This window comes from Verrucomicrobiaceae bacterium (assembly GCA_016713035.1).
In the GTDB taxonomy this organism is placed as follows: Bacteria; Verrucomicrobiota; Verrucomicrobiia; order Verrucomicrobiales; family Verrucomicrobiaceae; genus Prosthecobacter.
Genome location: JADJPW010000003.1, coordinates 143,340 through 164,352 on the forward strand (window position 1 = coordinate 143,340; position 21,013 = coordinate 164,352).

Annotated in this window: 3 protein-coding genes; 2 read left to right on the forward strand and 1 reads right to left on the reverse strand. The window is 57.2% G+C overall.

The genetic code is table 11. The features are described from left to right. Positions 1-105: 105 nt before the first annotated feature. Positions 106-1,338 carry an argininosuccinate synthase gene (locus IPK32_11710; GenBank protein ID MBK8092616.1) on the reverse strand — a complete coding sequence of 411 codons (1,233 nt, stop codon included), beginning with the start codon at positions 1,336-1,338 and terminating at the stop codon, positions 106-108. A gap of 428 nt (positions 1,339-1,766) precedes the next feature. Here IPK32_11710 and IPK32_11715 point away from each other — a divergent pair, with 428 nt between their 5' ends. After that, the gene (locus IPK32_11715; protein ID MBK8092617.1) at positions 1,767-3,065 is read left to right on the forward strand and encodes a hypothetical protein; all 1,299 of its coding nucleotides are present in this window, start codon (positions 1,767-1,769) and stop codon (positions 3,063-3,065) included. A 55-nt stretch (positions 3,066-3,120) separates the two neighbouring features. Next, the gene (locus IPK32_11720; GenBank protein ID MBK8092618.1) at positions 3,121-20,943 is read left to right on the forward strand and encodes a putative Ig domain-containing protein; all 17,823 of its coding nucleotides are present in this window, start codon (positions 3,121-3,123) and stop codon (positions 20,941-20,943) included. Positions 20,944-21,013 lie beyond the last annotated feature (70 nt).

The window sequence follows — 21,013 nt, forward strand, 5'->3', positions numbered from 1 at the left end:
CCGGTAGCATCCCTCCTCGCTTCATCACTTCCTATACTACATGCGGTTAGCATTCGGGCTGCCCCGTTTGGGCAGCCCTTTGCTGGTGGGGCTAAAAAAGGGCGATTATTTCTTCCGGTCGCGGAGGGCGGCGGTTTTTAGGCGCAGGCCGTTGAGGCGGATGAAGCCGGTGGCGTCGTCTTGGTTGTAGGCCTTGGTGGGGTCTGCTTCCATGGTGGCGATCTGCGGGTTGTAGAGGCTGTAGAGGCTCTTGCGACCTGCGGCGATGATGTTGCCTTTGTAGAGCTTCACCCGGACGGTGCCGCTGACTTTTTGCTGGCTCTCGGTGACGAGTGCCTGGAGGGCGAGGCGCTCAGGGGCGTACCAGAAGCCATTATAGACGAGTTGGGCGTATTTGGGGATGAGGCTGTCACGCAGGTGCATGACTTCGCGGTCCATGGTGAGGCTCTCGATCTGGCGGTGGGCGAAGTGGAGGATGCTGCCGCCGGGGGTTTCATAGACGCCGCGGCTTTTCATGCCGACGAAGCGGTTTTCCACCATATCGACGCGGCCCACGCCATGTTTACCGCCGAGCTTGTTGAGCATTTTCATGACGGCGAGCGGATCGAGCACTTTGCCGTTCACCGCGATGCAGTTGCCTTTTTCGAACTCAAGGATGACGGTTTCGCCTTTTTCTGGGGCGTCTTCTGGGAAGACGGAGAGGGTGTTGAAGTAGTCTTTGTATTTGGGATCGCTGGCGTCGAACCAGGGGTCTTCGAGGATGCCGGCTTCATAGCTGATGTGAAGGAGGTTCCGGTCCATGGAGAAGGGCTTTTTGGCGCTAGCTTGGACAGGAATTTTCTTTTCTTCGCAGTAGGCGATCATTTCGGCGCGGCCTGGAAACTGGGTGCGGAAGCGCTCGTCACGCCAGGGGGCAATGATGTCGATTTCTGGAGCCAAAGCGGCTGCGGTGAGCTCAAAGCGGACTTGGTCGTTGCCTTTGCCGGTGGCGCCGTGGGCGATAGCTCCGGCTTTTTCAGCTTTGGCGATCTCGACCATGCGTTTGGCGATGAGGGGGCGGGCGATGGAGGTGCCTAGGAAGTACTGGCCTTCGTAGATGGCTCCGGCCTGGATCATGGGGAAGATGAAATCGCGGGCGAACTCCTCTTGGAGGTCATCGATGTAGATTTTGGAGGCACCAGTCTTTTTAGCCTTCGCGTTGAGCCCCTTCAACTCATCGTCCTGGCCGATATTGGCACAAAAGGCGATCACTTCGGCCTGATAGGTGTCTTTGATCCAGGAAAGAAGGACGGAGGTGTCGAGGCCGCCGGAGTATGCGAGGACGATTTTTTGGCTCATGAGGGATGGAGAGGCAGTTTAGGGAAAAAGGCCGGTTTGGGGCCTGGGGGTGGCGAGGATAGGCCCGAAAGAGAGGGTGTCGAGTGCCTGAAGGTGGTTTTTCAGGAGATGTGAGCCGGGCAACTTACAAATGAATCTAAATAATTACAATTTTAGTCGAATTGTATTGAATTTATAGCTCAAGTGATTAACTATGGAATAATTCATATAAAATAATGAGTCTAATTTCAGCAACTGGCACCCAAACCAGAAAGTATTTCCATGTTTTTCATAGGAATACCCAGGCTGCCCGCGCGAAGTCGCGGGTGAGAGACTTATTGCCCACAGGACTTACCTTGGAAAGACATCAGGAATTAACCGAAGACATAAAAACCAGTGGGTGGCAGTGGCTAGGAAGATTTTTCAAGGCTTCTCCCTTGCTACTCGCCATGGCGAGTACCGCTATGGCCCAGACAACCGGTACACTCTACAAGGTGACGCGTGTGGGACAAGATGTGCTGGGCGGGCAAACGAATGACCATGCGCAGTGTATCATGACTATGTCTCCGAACGGCCAGTATGTGGCCGGTGTGCGCTTCGGGGCGACGACGCGTGGTTTTTACATGACGACTGGAACTCCCGTCGTCACGGAGATCCCGAAGGTAACAGGTTCAAGTCCGTATGCCTTGGCCAATGACATCAACGACAGCGGTAACAGTGTCGGCCACGAAAAATGGACCAGCGGGGCAAATGTGAACGTGATCGCGTGGTTCCATAATCGGACGGCGGGCACCACGGTGCGGCTGCTCACGCCCTTTGATGCCAATGCGAGCATCACGGCCATTCCCACCTCGATGACGAGTGATAGTGCGTATGCTTTTGGTAGTGTGGATTCGGATGGTCCTGCTGGACCGACTCTGGCTGTGGGGGGTTACTGGAATCTTAGCACCCGTGCTTGGACAGCTATTAGCGGCGTGCGTGAAGTGCTGGATGCCTCCGCAGATGGCACAAAGCTGCTTGTCATCGGCACGGATGGCTCCGGCAAGATTCTGAGTGGTAGTGTGGCTGGTGGGTGGCCGACGACGGTTTATTCCTACACCACACCACGCTCCGCTGGTAAAGTGAGCCCGAATGGCCGCTATGTGGGTGCCTCCCAGCGCATCTCGGGTGTCCCGACTCCCTTTATTTATGACACGGTGGCAGGTACTCGGACGAATCTGGCGCTGGTCAGTCCCCAGGACAATCTAGGCGGGATCATCGGTGCTGTGAGCGATACGGGGCGTGCATTGGGGACAATTTATACCAGTGGGGCGGCTGGAAGCTTCGCGGTGCTTTGGACATCACCCACGGCTGCCTACACACGAGTTTCGAATTTGCTGGTGAGTGATGGTCACACGGCATTGCAGCCGTCTTTGACGTCGTGGAATGTGTACAATGGTGGTGATGGCATGTCGGCGGATGGTTTGACCTGGGGTGTGTATGGCTCTGGCCCGCTGGGCTTTGAGGATTCACTTTTGTGGCAGCAGCAGTGTCCAGCGATCACTGTCACGCCTACGACGCTGGCGGATGGTACGGTCGGGGCACTTTACACAGCGACTTTGAACGCCGCTGGCGGCAGTGGCTCCTATACCTGGACGGCAGGGGGTGCTGGCGGAGGGGCTTCAAGTGGCGGGGGGGACTCCGACCACCGCGAATGGTGCGGGCGTCAGTGTCACTGTCCGTGCTACCGATGCCAATGGCTGCTATAAGGATCAAGCGGTGAGCATCCAGATATGCCCAGTGATCACGCTTTCTCCGGCAACTGTGCCCGCAGCCCAGGTGGGGGTGAATTATAACACGCTACCAGGCACGCTTATCAGCGCCGCAGGAGGCACGCCCAGTTACACGTTCGCACTCGCGGCCTCGCCGACACCACCTGCCTGGCTTACGATCACCAGTGGTGGCCAGCTCGGTGGCACGCCGCCTACCAGCTCCGGCGCTCAAACTTTCGCTGTGATCGCCACGGATGCGAATGGTTGCACGGGCACACGCACCTACACACTCGATACGAATGCTGCTGGGATCGGAAATCTCGTCTTTGTGGACATGAATAATGATGGCATCCGCCAGAGCACGGAAAGTGGCATCCCTGGCATCACGGTGCAGCTCTGGAGCACGGGGGCTGACGGTCTGCGAGGAGGCGGTGATGATGTGAAAGTGGGCGCTGACATTCAGACGGACTGGAATGGCGCTTATGCCTTCACGGGTCTGGCTCCTTATACCTACTACGTTCGGATTCCCGCTCCACCTGCCTTTTACCCACAGGTGAGCGCCAATGGTGATCCAGCTGACAATGGCCAAAATAATGACTCCAATGCGATTCAGCCCGGTGGCAGTGGCACAGAGGTCTTTTCGCCAGTCATCACACTCACCAGCGGTGCAGAGCCAGCCAGTGGAGTCGATGGCGATGATGCCAATACGGACAGCACCGTCGATTTTGGCTTTGCAAACCTCGATCCGTGCTACGCGGCCAATTTGTTCGCCAATCCAAGCTTTGAATTCGACGGCACGCCGAATGCGACGGGCACAGCGATGGCTGTCCTCGGCTACAATGGCACCTCAACGAGTTTTGGAGCTGGAATCAATGCTTTGCAATGGATCGGCAATGTGAATGGCAGCTCTGGACTCGGTGAGCCCATTCAAAATGTTCAAGTTCTGCCCGGTAACAACACAGGTACGGTTTCATGGATCGAAGCGGGCAAAGCACGCCACGGACGGCGCATGCTGCTGTTCCAAAATACCAGCGCCTGTGTCAGTCTGCGACCCGTGAGTGGTGGATGGAGCTCGCAGCTCACTGCTGGAAAGACGTATGAGCTCAGTGTGTGGGCCGCGAATGCGAGCGCAGCCAATGCGAGTGTCATTTGGGATCTAGGAGCAGCTAGCGGACAGATTTTCCAGATCATCGGCGGAGCAACCCCTGGCTTCTACCAGTACTACACCGTGCCGCAGTCCGAGCTGACGGGCACACCCGTGCCAAACTTTACCAGCGCGGATTACACGAGCACGAATTGGACACTGGCAACAGCCAATACCGCACAGCCTACCTGGCGGCAATATCGGTACACATTCCGCATCAATCCCGCAGCCACTATCGCCCAGATCGACAGTGCGAACTTCGTCCTCAGCGGTGGTACAGCTACCAATCCGCTGGCGGCTGACTATGTCGCCCTCTGCGAAATCACTCCGCCCAATGCACTCACTCTCGGTGGCAGCATCTGGGATGATGCGAACAACAACGGTATCAAAGACGCTGGTGAGGCACACTTCGGTGCGGGCAGCATCTCTGGCATCAGCTTGTACAAATCCACCAACGTCACTGTCGGAGATGGAGATGACATTCTCATCACCACGACTGCCACCACCGCTGCTGCGGTGAATAATTACAGCTTTGGCAGCCTCGCTCCGGGTAATTATTACGTACAGTTCACTCCTTCCACCATCCAAAAAACTGGCGGCACGCCTGACACCGCCGATAACCGCGAGAACAACGACAACAACGGCATCCAGCCAAGTGGTCCAGGCACGCAAATCCGCTCGCCCATGATCGCTCTGGCCTACGGCACCGAGTCCATCACGGATGGTGATACCAATCCTGACACCGAGTACACCATCGACTTTGGTCTCTGGAGTGGCCTGTGCCTCGGTGATCAGATCTTCATCGATAGCAATGGTAACGGTCTCTTCGACAGCGGCACGGATGCAGTGAGTGGCCTGACTACGCTCAATGTTGAGCTACTTGATAATGCCAACACGATCATTACTAGCACCAATCCGAACGCCTCCGGGCAGTATCTCTTCCGCATCTACACTCCAGGCAGTTACAAAGTGCGTCTCCCCACGCCTCCGAGCAGCGCACCACTCGTGGCGATCAATTCCGTCACGCTCGACAACAGCATCAACAATGACAACAACGGCGTGCAGACCGGAGCTCAGAGCACCGCCATCGTCTCGACCACCCTGACCCTCACGTCCGGTGCCGAGCAGCCCTCCGGCATCGGCAACGACGAAAAAACGCTCGATATAGGCCTCCGTGCATGCCCAGCGGGCACTTTCAGCCCAGCAGGAGCAACTCTGCCCAATGCGATCGTCGGCACGAACTACAACACCATCGGCGGCACTGCGGTGACAGCTACCGGCGGCATCGGATCCTACACATACTCGCTTGCAGCAGGCTTCCCCGCCTGGATGAGCATTAACAGCGCTTCAGGTCAGCTCGCAGGCACACCCACCGCCTCCGCCACGGGTGTAGGCGTCACCATCATCGCTACCGACACGAAAGGCTGCTCCAGCAGCAAAGCCTATACCTTCAATATCACCTGCCCCGCGATCACCCTCACTTATGGCTCAGCCTCGCAAGTTACTGTTGGCACAGCCTATACGCAAGATGTCGGTGCCACGGCTTTGGTTAGCAATGGTATTGGAGTCACTTGGAATCTATTTGGAGCTCCTGCGGGCTTCTCCATCGATCCGCTTAATGGCAAAATCACCGTGGCAAGTACAGTGCCCGTCGGACTCTATTCTTTGAAAATTCGCGCCACGCTCGTTGCTCCATACAACAGCTGCTTTATGGAAAAGTCACCGGACTATACTTTCCGTGTCTGCCCCGTCCTCGCTCTCAATAATATCAATCTCACTCCGCCAGTCGGCTCTCCTTACTCCGACACCATCACGGTCTCCAACTCCACTGGCGGCACCGTCACTTTCTCCACCGCCTCCGCTCAGCCTATCGGCGGATGGCTCACACTCGCCTCCAACGGTGCTCTCTCTGGCACGCCGCCCAATACGACCCCCGTCACCTTCACCGTCACCGCTACTGATGGCAATGGCTGCACCGGCCAGCGCACCTACACGATCACTCCTGGGTGCCCCGCGATCACTGTTACTACCGCTACCGCCTCCCCGATGGCACTCACGCGTGGCACCGCGATGAGCACTCTCACCTTCTCCGCCACTGGTGGTGGTGCCTCCACCTACATCTGGAGCCTCAATGGCACACTGCCATCCGGTTTGACCCTCAATTACTCCACTCCGGCTGCCTCCGTGACCATCACGGGCACGCCAGATGATGTGGAGAGCCGCACCTTCACACTCACAGCGACCACAGCAGGTGGTTGCGTCGGCACGAGTGCAAACTTCACCATCAACGTCGATTGCCCGACGATGACCATCACCCCCAGCAGCGCTGGACCCTTCACGCAATACGCAGACATCACCAATGTCACCTTCAGCGTCACCAATGCCAAGGCTCCTCTCTCCTGGAGTGCCACCAATCTACCCGCTGGCCTCACTTTAAGCACGGCAGGGGTTCTGGATGGAATCCCGACTGCTGCACCGGCTACTTACAACACGGTCACCATCCAAGTCACCGATGCTGATAACTGCACCTCTTCACGCGTCGTGCCCATCACCATCACCTGCCCTGCGGTCACTGTCGGAGCCTTCACCTTGGCCGATGGCATCGTCGGCACCGCCTACACGAATGTACAGCTCACAGCCAGCACGGCGGGCGCTGGAGTGCAGACTTACACCTGGAGTGTCTCCCCGGCTCTGCCTGCTGGTTTGAGCCTAAGCACTGGCGGATTGATCACTGGCACGCCAAGCACACCAGTGGGCAATGCGACCTATCGCTTCACGGCGAGCAATCCGAATGCCTGCACCGGTTTCCGCGATGTCGATCTGCGTGTTCTATGCCCTACGATCACCATCACTGATGGTGCAGCCATGCAGAGCATCACTGGCACCGCTTACACGCAAACGACCGGTTTTAGCGCTTTGGTAAGCAACGGAATCGCGACAACCTGGAGTCTGGTATCTCCACCCGCTGGATTCTCCATCGGACCTGCTGATGGCAAGCTAAGTGTGACCTCGGCCGTGGCCACTGGACTCTACTCACTGACTGTCCGTGCGACCCTAGTGGCACCCTATACGGCCTGCTCACAGACTAAAGCCGTCAGCTACCGTGTCTGTCCCGTCTTTACCTGGACACCCGCGAGTCTGCCAGATGCTGTGGTAGGCAGTAATTACTCTTCTGTTGCCACTTTACTCACAGCCACCAGCAATGCGGCGATCAGCTCCTATACCATCACCACAGGCCCATCATGGCTTTCTGTGAATGCTAGTGGTCAACTCTCTGGCACACCGACGACCACGGCAACCGGCATCAACGTGACTGTCACAGCCACAGACGCCTATGGCTGCACAGGCACCTACACAGACATCATCGACGTTCTTTGCCCCGCGATCACCATTACGGACGGCTCATCATTGACGGCACAGCAACCGCTGCCATTTACGCAACTCACGGGTTTCACCGCGAGTGTCTCCAATGGTCGTGCTGTTACTTGGAGTCTGATCACTCCCCCAGCGGGATTCTCCATTGGCTCTGCGGATGGGAAAATCTCCATTGCAGCAGGTACGACAGCTAGCCTCTACACTCTAACCGTGCGTGCTACGCTCGCCTCCCCTTATCAGGCCTGTTACCAAAATAAGACGGTCTCCTTCCGCGTTTGCCCCGCCATCAGCTTGGGCGACTTGACCACTCCCATCATCGGCTCGCCCTACACGCATACATTGAGTGCTTCTGGCGGCACTGGCCCCTACACCTATTCGGATGCGGGCACATTGCCAACGGGCTGGCTCACACGTACGGGTGATAGCCTCTCCGGCACGCCGACTTCAGGGGTCTTGAACTTCACCATCATCGCCACGGATGCGAATGGCTGCCAAGGCTCACGCACCTACACACTCACACCAGGCTGCCCTGCGATCACGGTGAATCCGCCAACAATGCAGACAATCTTTGTCGGAGCACCCTTTACACAAGTTTTCACTGCCAGTGGTGGCACGGGCAGCTACTCCTACAGTGTGACTGCTGGCAGCATACCTGCCTGGGCGACGTGGAATGCCGCCACAGGCACCCTCTCAGGCACACCGCAGGATGGCTCCGCGCTCGATTTCACCATCACGGCAACTGATAGCGCTTCATGCACCGGATCACGCCTTTACCAACCGGTGCCTGTGAGCACCGAGCGTGGTGACGACCTCGTCACGATCAACGCCGCCGATGGCGTCAATAAAGCCTCCAACCTCCTCTACATGGGAGCCTTCCTTCCCGATGCTGAAAACGCCTTCTCCATCGGCGACACCGATGACGGAACAAATGCGGATGACGAAGACATCGCCATGCCGACACAGATCTACCTGGGCACTCAAAACACGCTCACTGCGGCAGTAACAGTCCCCACGAATATCGCGCTCCTCAGTGGCAGCACAGGTCGAATTCGCGGCTTTGTGGATTGGGATGAAGATCCTGCCACAGCTCCCAATGCTACACTGGCTCAGCAGATTCTCGATACCTCACGAGACTACACTTTCAGCTTCACGCCGCCGTATGGCACTCTTCCAGGCACCAAGCGTCTGCGCCTTCGAATTCAGGAAACCGGCAACAATGTCACCTACAATGCATCGACACCGACTCGACTCGGAGAAATCGAAGACCACTTCATCACCGTTGTCGCAGCGATGGATTACGGTGACCACGCCACCTGGCCACTCGTTGGAAACGTCGCTAGCTCGAATATTTACATCGGGTCCATCACGCCCGATGCGGAGGCACTTTATCCTACCACTGGAAACGCGGATGCAGATGACTCCACAGCCTCTGGTGGTGTCGATGACGAGGATTTGAGCCTGCCAAACATTCCAGCCGTAGGCTCCACTCCGATCTCCATACCTGTGACGCTGAATTTGGCCGCTCTCGGTGCCACGGAGGCCAATTTAAGCGTCTTTGTGGATTGGAATGGAAACGACTCCATCGACGCAGGGGAGACCTTTACTCAGGGAAATATCACGACAGGCGGAATCAAGACAGTCTCCGTCATTCCACCTGCGACAGTCACTACTGGTCTAAAAAAGGTGCGTGTTCGTATTGCGGAAGGCACTACGGCCCCCACATGGAACACCAGTGTCACCGGTGTGCGCGGCGAAGTAGAGGATCACTACATCAATGTGGTCTGCCCCAGCCTTGCAGTCTCCACCACGGCCACTAGCCCTCTCAACCTCACTCGCAGCACAGCGATGACGAATGTGACCTTCACCGCCTCTGGAGGAAGTGGCACCTACACCTATACACTCAATGGCACTTTGCCTGACGGACTCACGCAGTCAGGCGGGGTCATCTCCGGCACGCCCACCATCGCAGGCCAGAGCCGCACTATCACCATCTCCGCCACCGATTCCAATGGATGCACTGGAACTAGCGCAAATTTCATCATCAATGTCGATTGCCCGACGATGACCATCACCCCCAGCAGCGCTGGACCCTTCACGCAATACGCAGACATCACCAATGTCACCTTCAGCGTCACCAATGCCAAGGCTCCTCTCTCCTGGAGTGCCACCAATCTACCCGCTGGCCTCACTCTGAGCACCGATGGTGTCCTCGATGGCATCCCCACGGCTGCACCGGCCACTTACAACACAGCCACCGTCCAAGTCACCGATGCGGACAACTGCACCTCTTCACGCGTGGTGCCCATCACCATCACCTGCCCTGCGGTCACTGTCGGAGCTGTCACCTTGGCCGATGGCATCGTCGGCTCTCCTTACACAGGTGTGCAGTTCACCGCTAGCACAGCGGGAGTCGGCGTGCAGACTTACACCTGGAGTGTCTCCCCGGCTCTGCCTGCTGGTTTGAGCCTCAACGCCTCTGGCTTGCTCACAGGCATACCCACTACCCCAGTGGCTATTGCGAGCTACCGCTTCACGGCGAGCAATCCGAATGCCTGCACCGGTTTCCTAGATGTCGATCTGCGAGTTCTGTGCCCCACGATCACCATCACCGATGGAGCAGCCATGCAGAGCATCACTGGCACCGCTTACACGCAAGCGACAGGGTTCAGTGCCTCGGTCAGCAATGGCATTTCGACCACTTGGAGCCTCGATAGTCCACCCGCAGGATTCAGCATCAACAGTGCTGATGGTAAGCTAAGTGTGACGAGCGCCGTCGCTGCGAACGTTTACTCTTTGACTGTGCGATCGACTTTGGTGGCACCTTATGCGATGTGCTCACAGACAAAGTCTGTATCCTTCCGGGTTTGTCCCATCATCACCATCACACCGGATGTGCCAAGTGTCGCCACGCCAGTCATCGGCACGAATACGACGATTACCTTCACTGCCAGCGGCGGCACGGGTCCCTACACATGGACGCAAGCCAATACCCTGCCCAGCGGCATGCTCTTCACGCCTGCGGTTACCAATACCACCGCCACACTCTCCGGCGCACCCAGACAGACGATCGGCCGCACGATCAATCTCACCGCTACCGATGCTAATGGCTGCACCAGCGCTCTTTTTTCCTATTCCATCGCCCCAGTTTGCCCCTCGATGGTCATAAACGACGGCGTCGCGATGCTAAGTGAGGCTGGCACCACATACACACAGTCCACAGGCTTCAGCGCATCCGTCAGCAATGGCGTCGGAGTGAGCTGGTCCTTAGTGTCTCCTCCAGCAGGGTTCTCCATCGACACCACTGACGGTAAACTGACCGTAGCCAACACCGTCACCACTGGGCTTTATCCCCTCACAGTCCGTGCACGCCTCATCACACCTTACACAGCGTGCTTTGTGGATAAAGCCGTGAACTTCCGCGTTTGCCCAGTTTTCACCTGGACACCGGCGTCACTGCCAGATGCCGTTGTCGGCAGCAATTTCACCGATCCATCGACTCTCGTGACCGCTACGGGAAGCGGCTCCATCACTAGCTACTCTCTCACTGGAGCTCCAGCTTGGCTCTCCATCGACAACAATGGCCAACTCAGCGGTACACCGCTCGCTAGCGCCGCCGCAGTGAGCTTTACCATCAGCGCCATCGATGCGAACGGCTGCACCGGTAGCGTCACTCGCTCCGTCGCAGTGGTTTGCCCCGTGATTACCATCTCTGGCGGTGTGGCGATGCAGAGCATTGAGGGATCCAGTTACACGCAGGACACCGGATTCAGCGCCTCTAGCTCTCTCACAGGTGGCTACTCTTGGTCACTCGTTTCCCCTCCTGTAGGCTTCTCCATCGGCAGCACGGATGGCAGGCTTAGCGTCAGCAACGCTCTCACTGCGGGTGTTTACAGTGTCACCGTGCGTGCCACCGCTGCCAGCTTCATCTCCTGCTCGAATGATCAAACGTTCAGCTTCCGCGTCTGCCCTGTCCTCGCTCTCAATGCCATCAATCTCATCCCAGTAGTCGGCTCTCCTTACTCTGACACCATCACCGTCTCCAACTCCACCGGCGGCACCGTCACTTACTCCACTGCCTCCGCCCAGCCTATCGGCGGATGGCTCACACTCGCCTCCAACGGTGCTCTCTCCGGCACTCCGCCCAATACGTCACCCGTCACCCTCACCGTCACCGCCACGGATGGCAATGGCTGCACGGGCCAGCGCACCTACACGATCACTCCAGGATGTTCCGCGATCACCATCACCACCGCGACGGCTTCCCCGATGGCAATCACGCGTGGTGTCGCGATGAGCACACTCACCTTCTCCGCCTCTGGTGGAGGTGCTTCCAACTACAACTGGACTCTCAATGGCTCCCTGCCGGATGGGCTTTCATTCAATAACAGCACTCCAGACGCTAGTGTCAGTATCACAGGCACTCCCACGGCTATTGGCAGCAGCACCTTCAGAGTGACCGCAACCTTACCTAATGGCTGCTCTGGGCTTAGTAACGACTTCACCATCAATGTGGACTGCCCCACGATGCAGATCACCCCGCAATGGGCTGGCCCATTTGTTCAAGGTCAGCCTGTGGCAGGCATTCAGTTCCAGGTGACCAACGCCGTGCCTCCGCTTTCTTGGTCAGGCTCGGATCTACCCGATGGACTGATGATCGACGAAACAACGGGCCTGCTCTCTGGCACACCAATCGCAGACGTGGGCACCTATTATGCCACGGTGTTTGTAAAGGATGCTGAGGGATGTAAATCCAATCAAGTTGTCGAGATTCGTATCGCAAAGGGACCCGATATTTATCTGGAGAAAAGTGTGATGAATATCGAAAACGGCAGCACCAAAAGCAGTGAAGCTGGGAAACGGATCGAATACACACTGAACTACGGTAACATTGGCGATAGCGGTGCTGCGTTCGTCAAGATCAGCGATGCCATTCCAGAAGGAACCACCTTCGTGCCTGGTAGTATCCGTGGCGTGGAGGATGGAGGCATCGTGAATCTTGTGAGCAAAGGAGCCAACGGCAGAGTAGGTGCGATTGAAATAACTTGGCCCTGGATGCCAGGACCGGGCGCTTATGTGGGTGAGCGACTACGCTGCTACGGCATGCAAGCGGATACCACAGCGAAAATCAGTCAGACAGTGGGCAACTTCTCCGCGACGCTGAATAATCTTGCACGCTTCGGCAGCGATGTGGCTGTGATCGGCGATGTGGACCAGGACGGCATCCTGGATTTAGCCGTGGGAAGCTATCTGTACGACTCTGGCTCTGGTGCCACGGGTGCCGTGTTCATCCTCTTCCGCAATGCGGATGGCACTATCCGTTCCCATGTGCTCATCAGTGAAAAAGCAGGCGGCCTACCAGGTGGCAGCATCCCGATAGGGGCACAGTTTGGCACCAGTGTGACAGGTATCGGAGATTTCGATAAAGACGGAGTTCCTGACATCGCAGTGGGTGCACCACAACAGACCACCATCGGTGTGCTCCATGTATTGTTCCTCAATGCGGACGGCACAGTCAAAGCCTCCCAACAAATCACTGAAAACGTAGGCGGATTTGATGGCAGTTTCACCAGTGGCATGCGTTTTGGTGCTGCTGTCGATCTCCTCGGTGACATCAATCTGGATGGCGTGCCTGATCTCGTCGTGGGAGCTCCCGTAGAAGGCAGTGGAAGCGCCTACATCCTGCTCATGAAGACCAACCATGATGGCACGGTGTTAAAATGGCTTCAATTGAATGAGGATACCGGCTTGCCTGATTTGTTCGGCACCGCCGTAACCGGCATCGGTGACGTGAATGGAGACGGCATGCTTGACCTCGCCGTGGGAGCAGTGCGGGACACCACTCGTGGATCTTCTGTCCAGATCTACAGTCTCAATACGGATGGAAAACCGCAGTCCAGCACCCTCTTCGACGGCACGGAGAGCATTTTCGGCGGGGTGGTTGCTCGCGCCTCACGATTTGGGACAGCTCTGGCTGGTGGAGTGGATTTTAACCAAGATGGCATCGCTGACCTCGTGGTAGGAGCTTATGGCGATGACGGTGCACCCGTCGGGACGCGGCCTTTTGCTGGCGCTGCCTACATTGTCCACATGGGCCGTGACATGCTGCCCATGAGCATGATCAAGCTCAGCGCTGCTACACAGCCTTCACTCGCTGGGCTCGATTCCTCGGACAATTTTGGCTTTGGAGTCGCCGTCTCCACTGATCTCAATGGAGATGGGTATCCAGATATCATCGGCGGCGCTCCACAGGACGATGATGGAGGCTCCAATCGAGGAGCCATCTGGGAACTCTACCTCCAGCAAAACAAAGCTTTACCCTGCACGATCAACGGATCGCATGTCCAAGCCGGCACACTCACTTCTCCGCCAGCGAGCGCTGAGATCATGGACTCACCCGTGACCAAGATCGCTAGCTCACAACACCCAGATCTGGGTATTAATCTCAACAACAGCGAAGAGTTCGGCAGTGCCGTGACAGGCATTGGCGACATCAATGGTGACGGTTATAACGACATCGCCATCGGTGCCTGGAAGGAGATGGTATCTGGGGTGCAATACGGCGCGGTCTATATCTTACTCATGGGGGAAAACCGCACGATCACAGCTATTCAACGCATCACGCTGGGCGACGGAGGTTTTGGGGGCACCTTGCTTGCAAATGACCGCTTCGGTTGCTCACTGGCAGCACTGGGGGACATCCGTGGAGATGGCACTACAGCACTAGCCGTAGGTGCCTATAATGACGACGATGGTGCAGCCAATAGTAACCGGGGTGCCGTGTGGATTCTCTTCATCGACTCGAAAGCCAAAGTCATTGATCAAGTCAAAATCTCCAGCACCTCGGGAGGGTTCACCACGTTGACCGACTCTGATAATTTCGGGTATTCTCTGGCTGCCTTACCTGACTTAAACAACGACGGCGTGCCAGAACTGCTCGCTTCGGCGTATGGCGATGATACCGGCGGAACAGATCGTGGCGCGGCATACGTCTTGTCCCTGAAAAACGATGGCACTGTCAATGGCTACAATAAAATCGCCGAGGGCCTATCTAGTTTCCCAACAGGACTACTCGACAACGGGGATCGCCTCGGTTGCAGTGTGGCTTCCTTGGGGGATCTAAATGGAGATGGCTATCAAGACATCGCCCTCGGCGCAGAGCAAGATGACGATGGCGGAACCAACCGTGGTGCTCTTTACGTCTGCCTACTCAACAACAAGGCTGGCGTCGGCAGTCTCCAGAAAATCAGCTCTACAACAGGAGGATTTAGCGGCACTTTGGATGCTAGCGACTTCTTCGGATGCTCCATGACCTCCATGGGGGATCTCAATGGTGATGGCCTAGCCGATCTGCTCGTAGGTGCGAAAAACGATGATGATGTCCCCGTTGGCGGCACCGGCAGTAATCGCGGCGCACTCTGGTTGCTGAATTTGAATGCAGACGGCACAGCTGCCTCTTGGCGCAAGACTAGTGCCGCCGCCGCATCCATGTCCTCCCAGCTCGCTGTTGGCGACCTCTTCGGCCATGCCGTGGGTAATGTGGGCGACATCGACGGAGATGGCCGCCCAGAGATCGCTGGTGGCGCACCTATCCATGCAGATGGCGGCACAGCTCGAGGAGCCGTCTGGATCGCCAATACCACACCTTATGGCTACTACTCCAGCGGCACCTATGAAAAGATAGTCACTGCCAATGCGCTTGGAAAATGGATGAATTTCACAGTCGATCAGACTGTACCTCCTGGCACCTCGATCGTCTGGTCCATTTACAATGCGGCAGGCGACAAGATGCATTTCGGCCCATCACCGATGACTTCTGGCCCCATTGATGTCAGTTATATCGATGCAAGTGAGAACGTGCTGATCGTGCGTGCCGAACTAAGCAGCACCAGCAGCTCCATCGCACCTGTGATCAATGGCTGGGACATCACCTACGATTCTACAGAAAGCCGTGCGATAACGTTCCAGGTCACTGTGAATGAACCTGCACCAGAGGGCTTGAAGGAAGTGATCAATACCGCCCAAATAGAATCCCTCACTCCTGATACAAACCCTGACAATAACTCCTCCTCCGCCAACATCGGGCTACTATGCACGGATGTGGTGGTGACCAGCTCTGTGAACACGCCGACAGCACACTACGGGCAAACCGTCGAGTTCACTTTGGACTGGAATGTCAACGGTCCCGAAGACGCCGTCAATGCTGTGCTCAATAGCACACTCCCCCCTGGCTTCACCTTTGTCTCCGCATCTCTGAGTCCTGATTCTATTTCTGGGCAAGAGCTCACTTGGAATCTGGGCAGCCCTCCTGTTCTCGGAGGCAGCACGATCACCATTCTCGCCACAGTTTCTCCAGGCACACCTCTGGGCACCTACTCGCTGCAAGCTCAAATCAGCAATGAACGCCAAGAGGCGGATCTCACCAACAACCTGACAGAAACTCAAATCACTCTGGAATGCCCTAAAATCACGGTGACTACCTCCAGTCTGCCAAATGGCACTGCGGGATCATCTTATGGATCATATTATCTGAATGCCACTACGGAAGGACCTGGACAACCCACACAAACTTATACTTGGAGTGTGACTCCAGCATTGCCAGCGGGCCTTACTTTCAGTGCTGGCGGCGAAATAAGCGGTACACCTTCCGTTGCTTCAGCTCCCACGACTTACACCTTTAGTGTCACGAATCAGTTTGGCTGCTCAAATAGTGTGCAGCTAACATTGACCATTCTATGTCCAGCCATCACGGTCAATCCGGTGACGATGCCCACCATCTTCGTCAATGTGCCCTTTAGCCGGACCTTCACAGCGACGGGGGGCAGCGGCACCTACACTTTCAGTGTTTCCGCAGGCTCCATCCCAGTCTGGGCTACCTGGAACGCCGCTACCGCCACCCTCAGTGGCACGCCCCCTGATGCTACTGCGCTGGATTTCACCATCACAGCGACAGATGCCAGCACAGGAGGCTGCACAGGCTCACGCCGCTATCAGCCAGTGCCCGTCTCGACGGACTATGGAGATCATCCAGCCTTCCCAGGTGTCTATAACCTCGTAAGCCCACATATTTTCCTGGGGACAAGCATTACAGATGCTGAATCATCAGCCCCCTCCACGGGCAATGGCGATGCGGACGACTCCACCGCAGGAGGTCGCCTCGATGACGAAGATTTGGCCTTAGCAAGCATCCCCGCCACCGGCACCACGAATCTCTCCATCCCAGTCACACTCAACCTAGCCGCTCTGGGAGCCTCAGAGGCCAATCTGCGTGTCTTCATCGACTGGAGTGGCAATAACCTCATGGAAGCTGGTGAGACATTCACCCTCTCCGACATCCTCACTGGGGGCACCTTGCTCGTCCCCGTCACGCCTTCTACCAACGTCACTCTTGGACCCAAAAAAGTGCGGTTACGTATCGGTGCTAGCACTTCCCTGCCCACATTTAGCTCCAATCCTGCTACTCCTGTTTATGGTGAGGTTGAGGACCACTTTATCAATGTCGTTTGTCCTACGATCAATGTCGCCACCACCGCATCCAATCCGCTCAATCTCAATCGCAACACACCGATGACGAATGTGACCTTCACTGCCACTGGCGGTGTGGGCACCTACACTTACGCACTCAATGGCACACTACCAGATGGCCTCACGCACACTGGCGGCGTCATTTCAGGCACACCCACCATCGCAGGTCAGAGCCGCACTGTCACCATCACCGCCACCGATTCAAATGGCTGCACAGGCACCAGCGCGAATTTCGTCATCAATGTCGATTGCGCGACGATGACCATTTCCCCCAGTAGCGCTGGCCCATTCACTCAATATGCCACCATCAGTGATGTTCAGTTCCTCGTCTCCAATGCCAAGGCACCCCTGTCCTGGTCCGCGTCCAATCTGCCAGCGGGTCTGAGCCTCAGCTCCACAGGCCAGCTCTATGGCACACCCACGGCCAATCCGGGCACCTACAACACTGTGACCGTCCAAGTCACAGACGCAGACAACTGCAACGCGTCCCAGGTCATCCCTGTCACTATTTCATGCCCTTCTGTCAACGTGACGACCAATTCGCTCCCCAATGGCATCGTCGGCACGCTTTACCCGAGCATCCAATTTGAGGCCACTACCACAGGAGCAGCACCTCTGTCGCAAAACTATACCTGGAGTGTCTCTCCGGCACTGCCGAATGGTTTGACCCTCTCGCCCAGCGGCTCTCTCTCCGGCACACCGCGGGTGCCTAGCTCACTCACCTCCTATCGCTTCACAGCGACCAATCAGACCGGTTGCTCAGGCTTTATCGACATCAGTTTTGCCATCACCTGCCCGAGCATCGTCATCCAGGATGGCACAGCGATGATGAGCACCGTCGGCACTGCTTACACGCAGAGCACCGGCTTCAGCGCCTCGGTCAGCAATGGCATCGGAGTCACTTGGAGCCTCGTCACACCGCCTACAGGTTTCTCCATCGGTTCTAATGATGGTAAACTCTCCGTCACTAACAGTGTCGCCGTGGGTCTGCATACTCTTACCGTCCGAGCTACTCTCGCCACACCTTATCAGGCATGTAGCACGGATAAGACGGTCTCCTACCGCGTGTGCCCGGTGCTCACTTGGACGCCTGCGACGTTGCCGAATGCTTCTGCTGACATCAATTACAACACCCTGCCCGGCACCCAGGTCACAGCCAGTGGCGGCAGCGGCGGCTATACCTACTCCCTCAGTAGTGCACCAGCCTGGATGTCGATCGACAGCTCCACCGGTCAGCTCAGTGGTATCCCATCTGCGCCAGCGAATGATGTCACCTTCACCGTCCTTGCCACCGACAGCGCAGGATGCCCCGGCAGCAAGGTGTACACCATCGACGTCGGCGGTCTGCGCCTCGGCAATTTTGTCTTCCATGATCAAAACATTGACGGCACATGGCAAACTGGTGAGCCCGGTGTGGCCGGAGCCATCGTGCAGCTCTTTACCCCAGGCGCAGACAATGCCCCCGGCGGCAGCGGCTCCAATGCGGACACTCAAATCGGAGCAAACATCACCACCGACTCGACTGGCCTCTATTCCTTCTCAGGCCTCGAACCCGGCTCCTACTTCGTCAAAGTGACACCGCCAGCCAGCTACTCAGCCACGAGCGGCACACCATCCACTGCGGATGATGACATTGACAACAACAACGATGGCTCACAGCCCGGTGGTGCTGCCACTCCGCTCTTCAGCCCCGTGATCGCACTCGTCATCGATGCAGAGCCTATCAATGACGGAGACACCGACCCGAACAGCAACAACACCATCGACTTCGCACTCGCCGCTACCGTCTGTGTCGGAAATCTCGTCTTCAATGATGTCGATCACAACGGTTACTACAACACAGGGGACCAGCCGCTCGATGGCGTGAGCGTGAGGCTCTTTGCCGCCGGCAGTGATCCGCTGGTCGATCTACCCGTGGCATCCACACTCACCTCCGGTGGTGGTCACTACAGCCTCTGCGTCGCTCCTGGCACCTACTTCCTCCATATCCCACCATCGGACTTCTCTACTGTGCTCACAGGCCTCGCACCCACTCTGGCACCTGTCCCTGGCCCGGTCAGTGATCTCGATGACGATGCAGATCAGAACCTCCTCCCCACCAGCAAGGCGATCGTCTTCGGTGTCCGCACGGGCGACTTCACACTCGCCACCAATGCAGCCCCCACAGCTGCCTCTGGTGAAACCGGTCACTTAGCCACCAGCGATGACGCATCTGACTCCAGTGTGAATCTCACCCTCGATCTAGGTCTCTACACCGTCCCTGTCGCTGCCGCACCGCTCTCTGGCACTGTCCGTCGTGAGCTCAGCAGCCTCGACACGAGCACCACTCCCACCGAGCCACTCTCTGGCATCCAGGTCATTCTTTATACGGATACCAACAGCAGCGGCACTCTCGATTCTGGGGAAATGGCGGCCACTGGCACCACTACCACTGATTCTGGTGGCCAGTACCAGTTCGATCTCGTCCCACCGGGCGACTACCTCGTCATCCAGAGCCTCCAGCCCGGAGCAGAGGCCACTTACGACACCGATGGCGGCGATCTCTTCTGCACCAGCGTCAGCATGGGTGGTCAGGCCGTCACTGGCATCGACTTCCGTCAGAGCATCACGCCAGACACCTTTGTCGAATGGCAAGCCGCCTATCCGAATGGCGCGGATAACGATGGCGATGCCTACTCCAGCCTCATCGAATACGCACTCGGCACCACACCTGGCCGTGCAGACGCACCTTGCTTCTGGTTGCAGCCTGATCAGGCCACTCAGACCTTCAGCGCCGTGCTCCATCGTGACATCAGCGGCCACCGCGACATCACCTATCGTCTCGAAGGCAGCTCCGATCTGCAAAGCTGGACCCGCCTACAAATCGCCGCCACAGTCACTACCCATGCTGATGGCACTGAGACGCTGCGCTATCCCGCTCTCACACAGCCCTTCATCCGCCTCGCCATCGTGCTCGATGCCGATCTCAATGGTCAGCCAGAGCAGACCGCTACCACCCCAGTACTCGGCTGGCACCTGCACACCTTTGCCGCCTCTGCACAGACCTTCTCCATGCCCCTACTGCGTCCCGCCGTCTATACTGGCAGCACCTCCAGTGCCACGGGCTCTGCACTGAAGTCTGGCCACACCTACTATGCAGAAGTCACCAGCGGCACAGACGCAGGCAAACGCTATGAAATCGATGAAGTCGCTAGCACCGCCGAAATGCTCATCTTTGAAAGCGGCGTTGCTCCAGCTGCCGCCACGCAGATCAGCATCCGCCCGCATTGGACGCTGCGCGAGCTGTTGCCCGTCACAGCCTTCCAGGCATCCAATGCACAAGAGAACGCAGATCGCATCCTCTGCTACGACGGCAGCGCCTTCCGTATCATCTGGCTCTACGCCGCTCCAGAGGGTCCGCGCTGGGTCCGCCGTGGAGATGCCACACTCGCAGATGTGGGCTCCACACCTCTGCGTCCAGATGAGGGTATCCTGGTCCACCCCCGCACTCAGAGCGTCACACTGCCGCTCATGGGAGAGGTGCGTGGCTATAAGATGGCTCTACAACCTCGCAGCGGCTCCCAACTCATCGCCTCCGGCACCCCGCTAGCTCAAAGCCCCGCCACACTCGGTCTCGATACCGCCGCAGGCTACCACGCATCTACCACAGAGAGCACCGCAGACCGCTTCCACCTCTGGCTCGGTGATGAAACTCCAGGAGCTTCCGGCTACCAGCGCCACTATTATCAGAGCACCGAAACAGCTCCACGCTGGATCGACTCCACCACAGGCGTGGATGTCACTCAGAGCCAGCTCAGTCAGCCTTTCCGTGCCTTCTTCCTCGTGAAGCCCTGATCAAGGGCCGCCGGCATCTGCCCCACGGATTCACGACAGCGTATCTCAGTACGAAAAAACCCTCCCGTGA

What these genes read in the sequence shown, in the direction of transcription:
- IPK32_11715 (MBK8092617.1), top strand. Translation starts at nt 1,767, where the DNA reads ATGGCGAGTACCGCTATGGCCCAGACAACCGGTACACTCTACAAGGTG.
- IPK32_11710 (MBK8092616.1), bottom strand. Translation starts at nt 1,338, where the DNA reads ATGAGCCAAAAAATCGTCCTCGCATACTCCGGCGGCCTCGACACCTCC.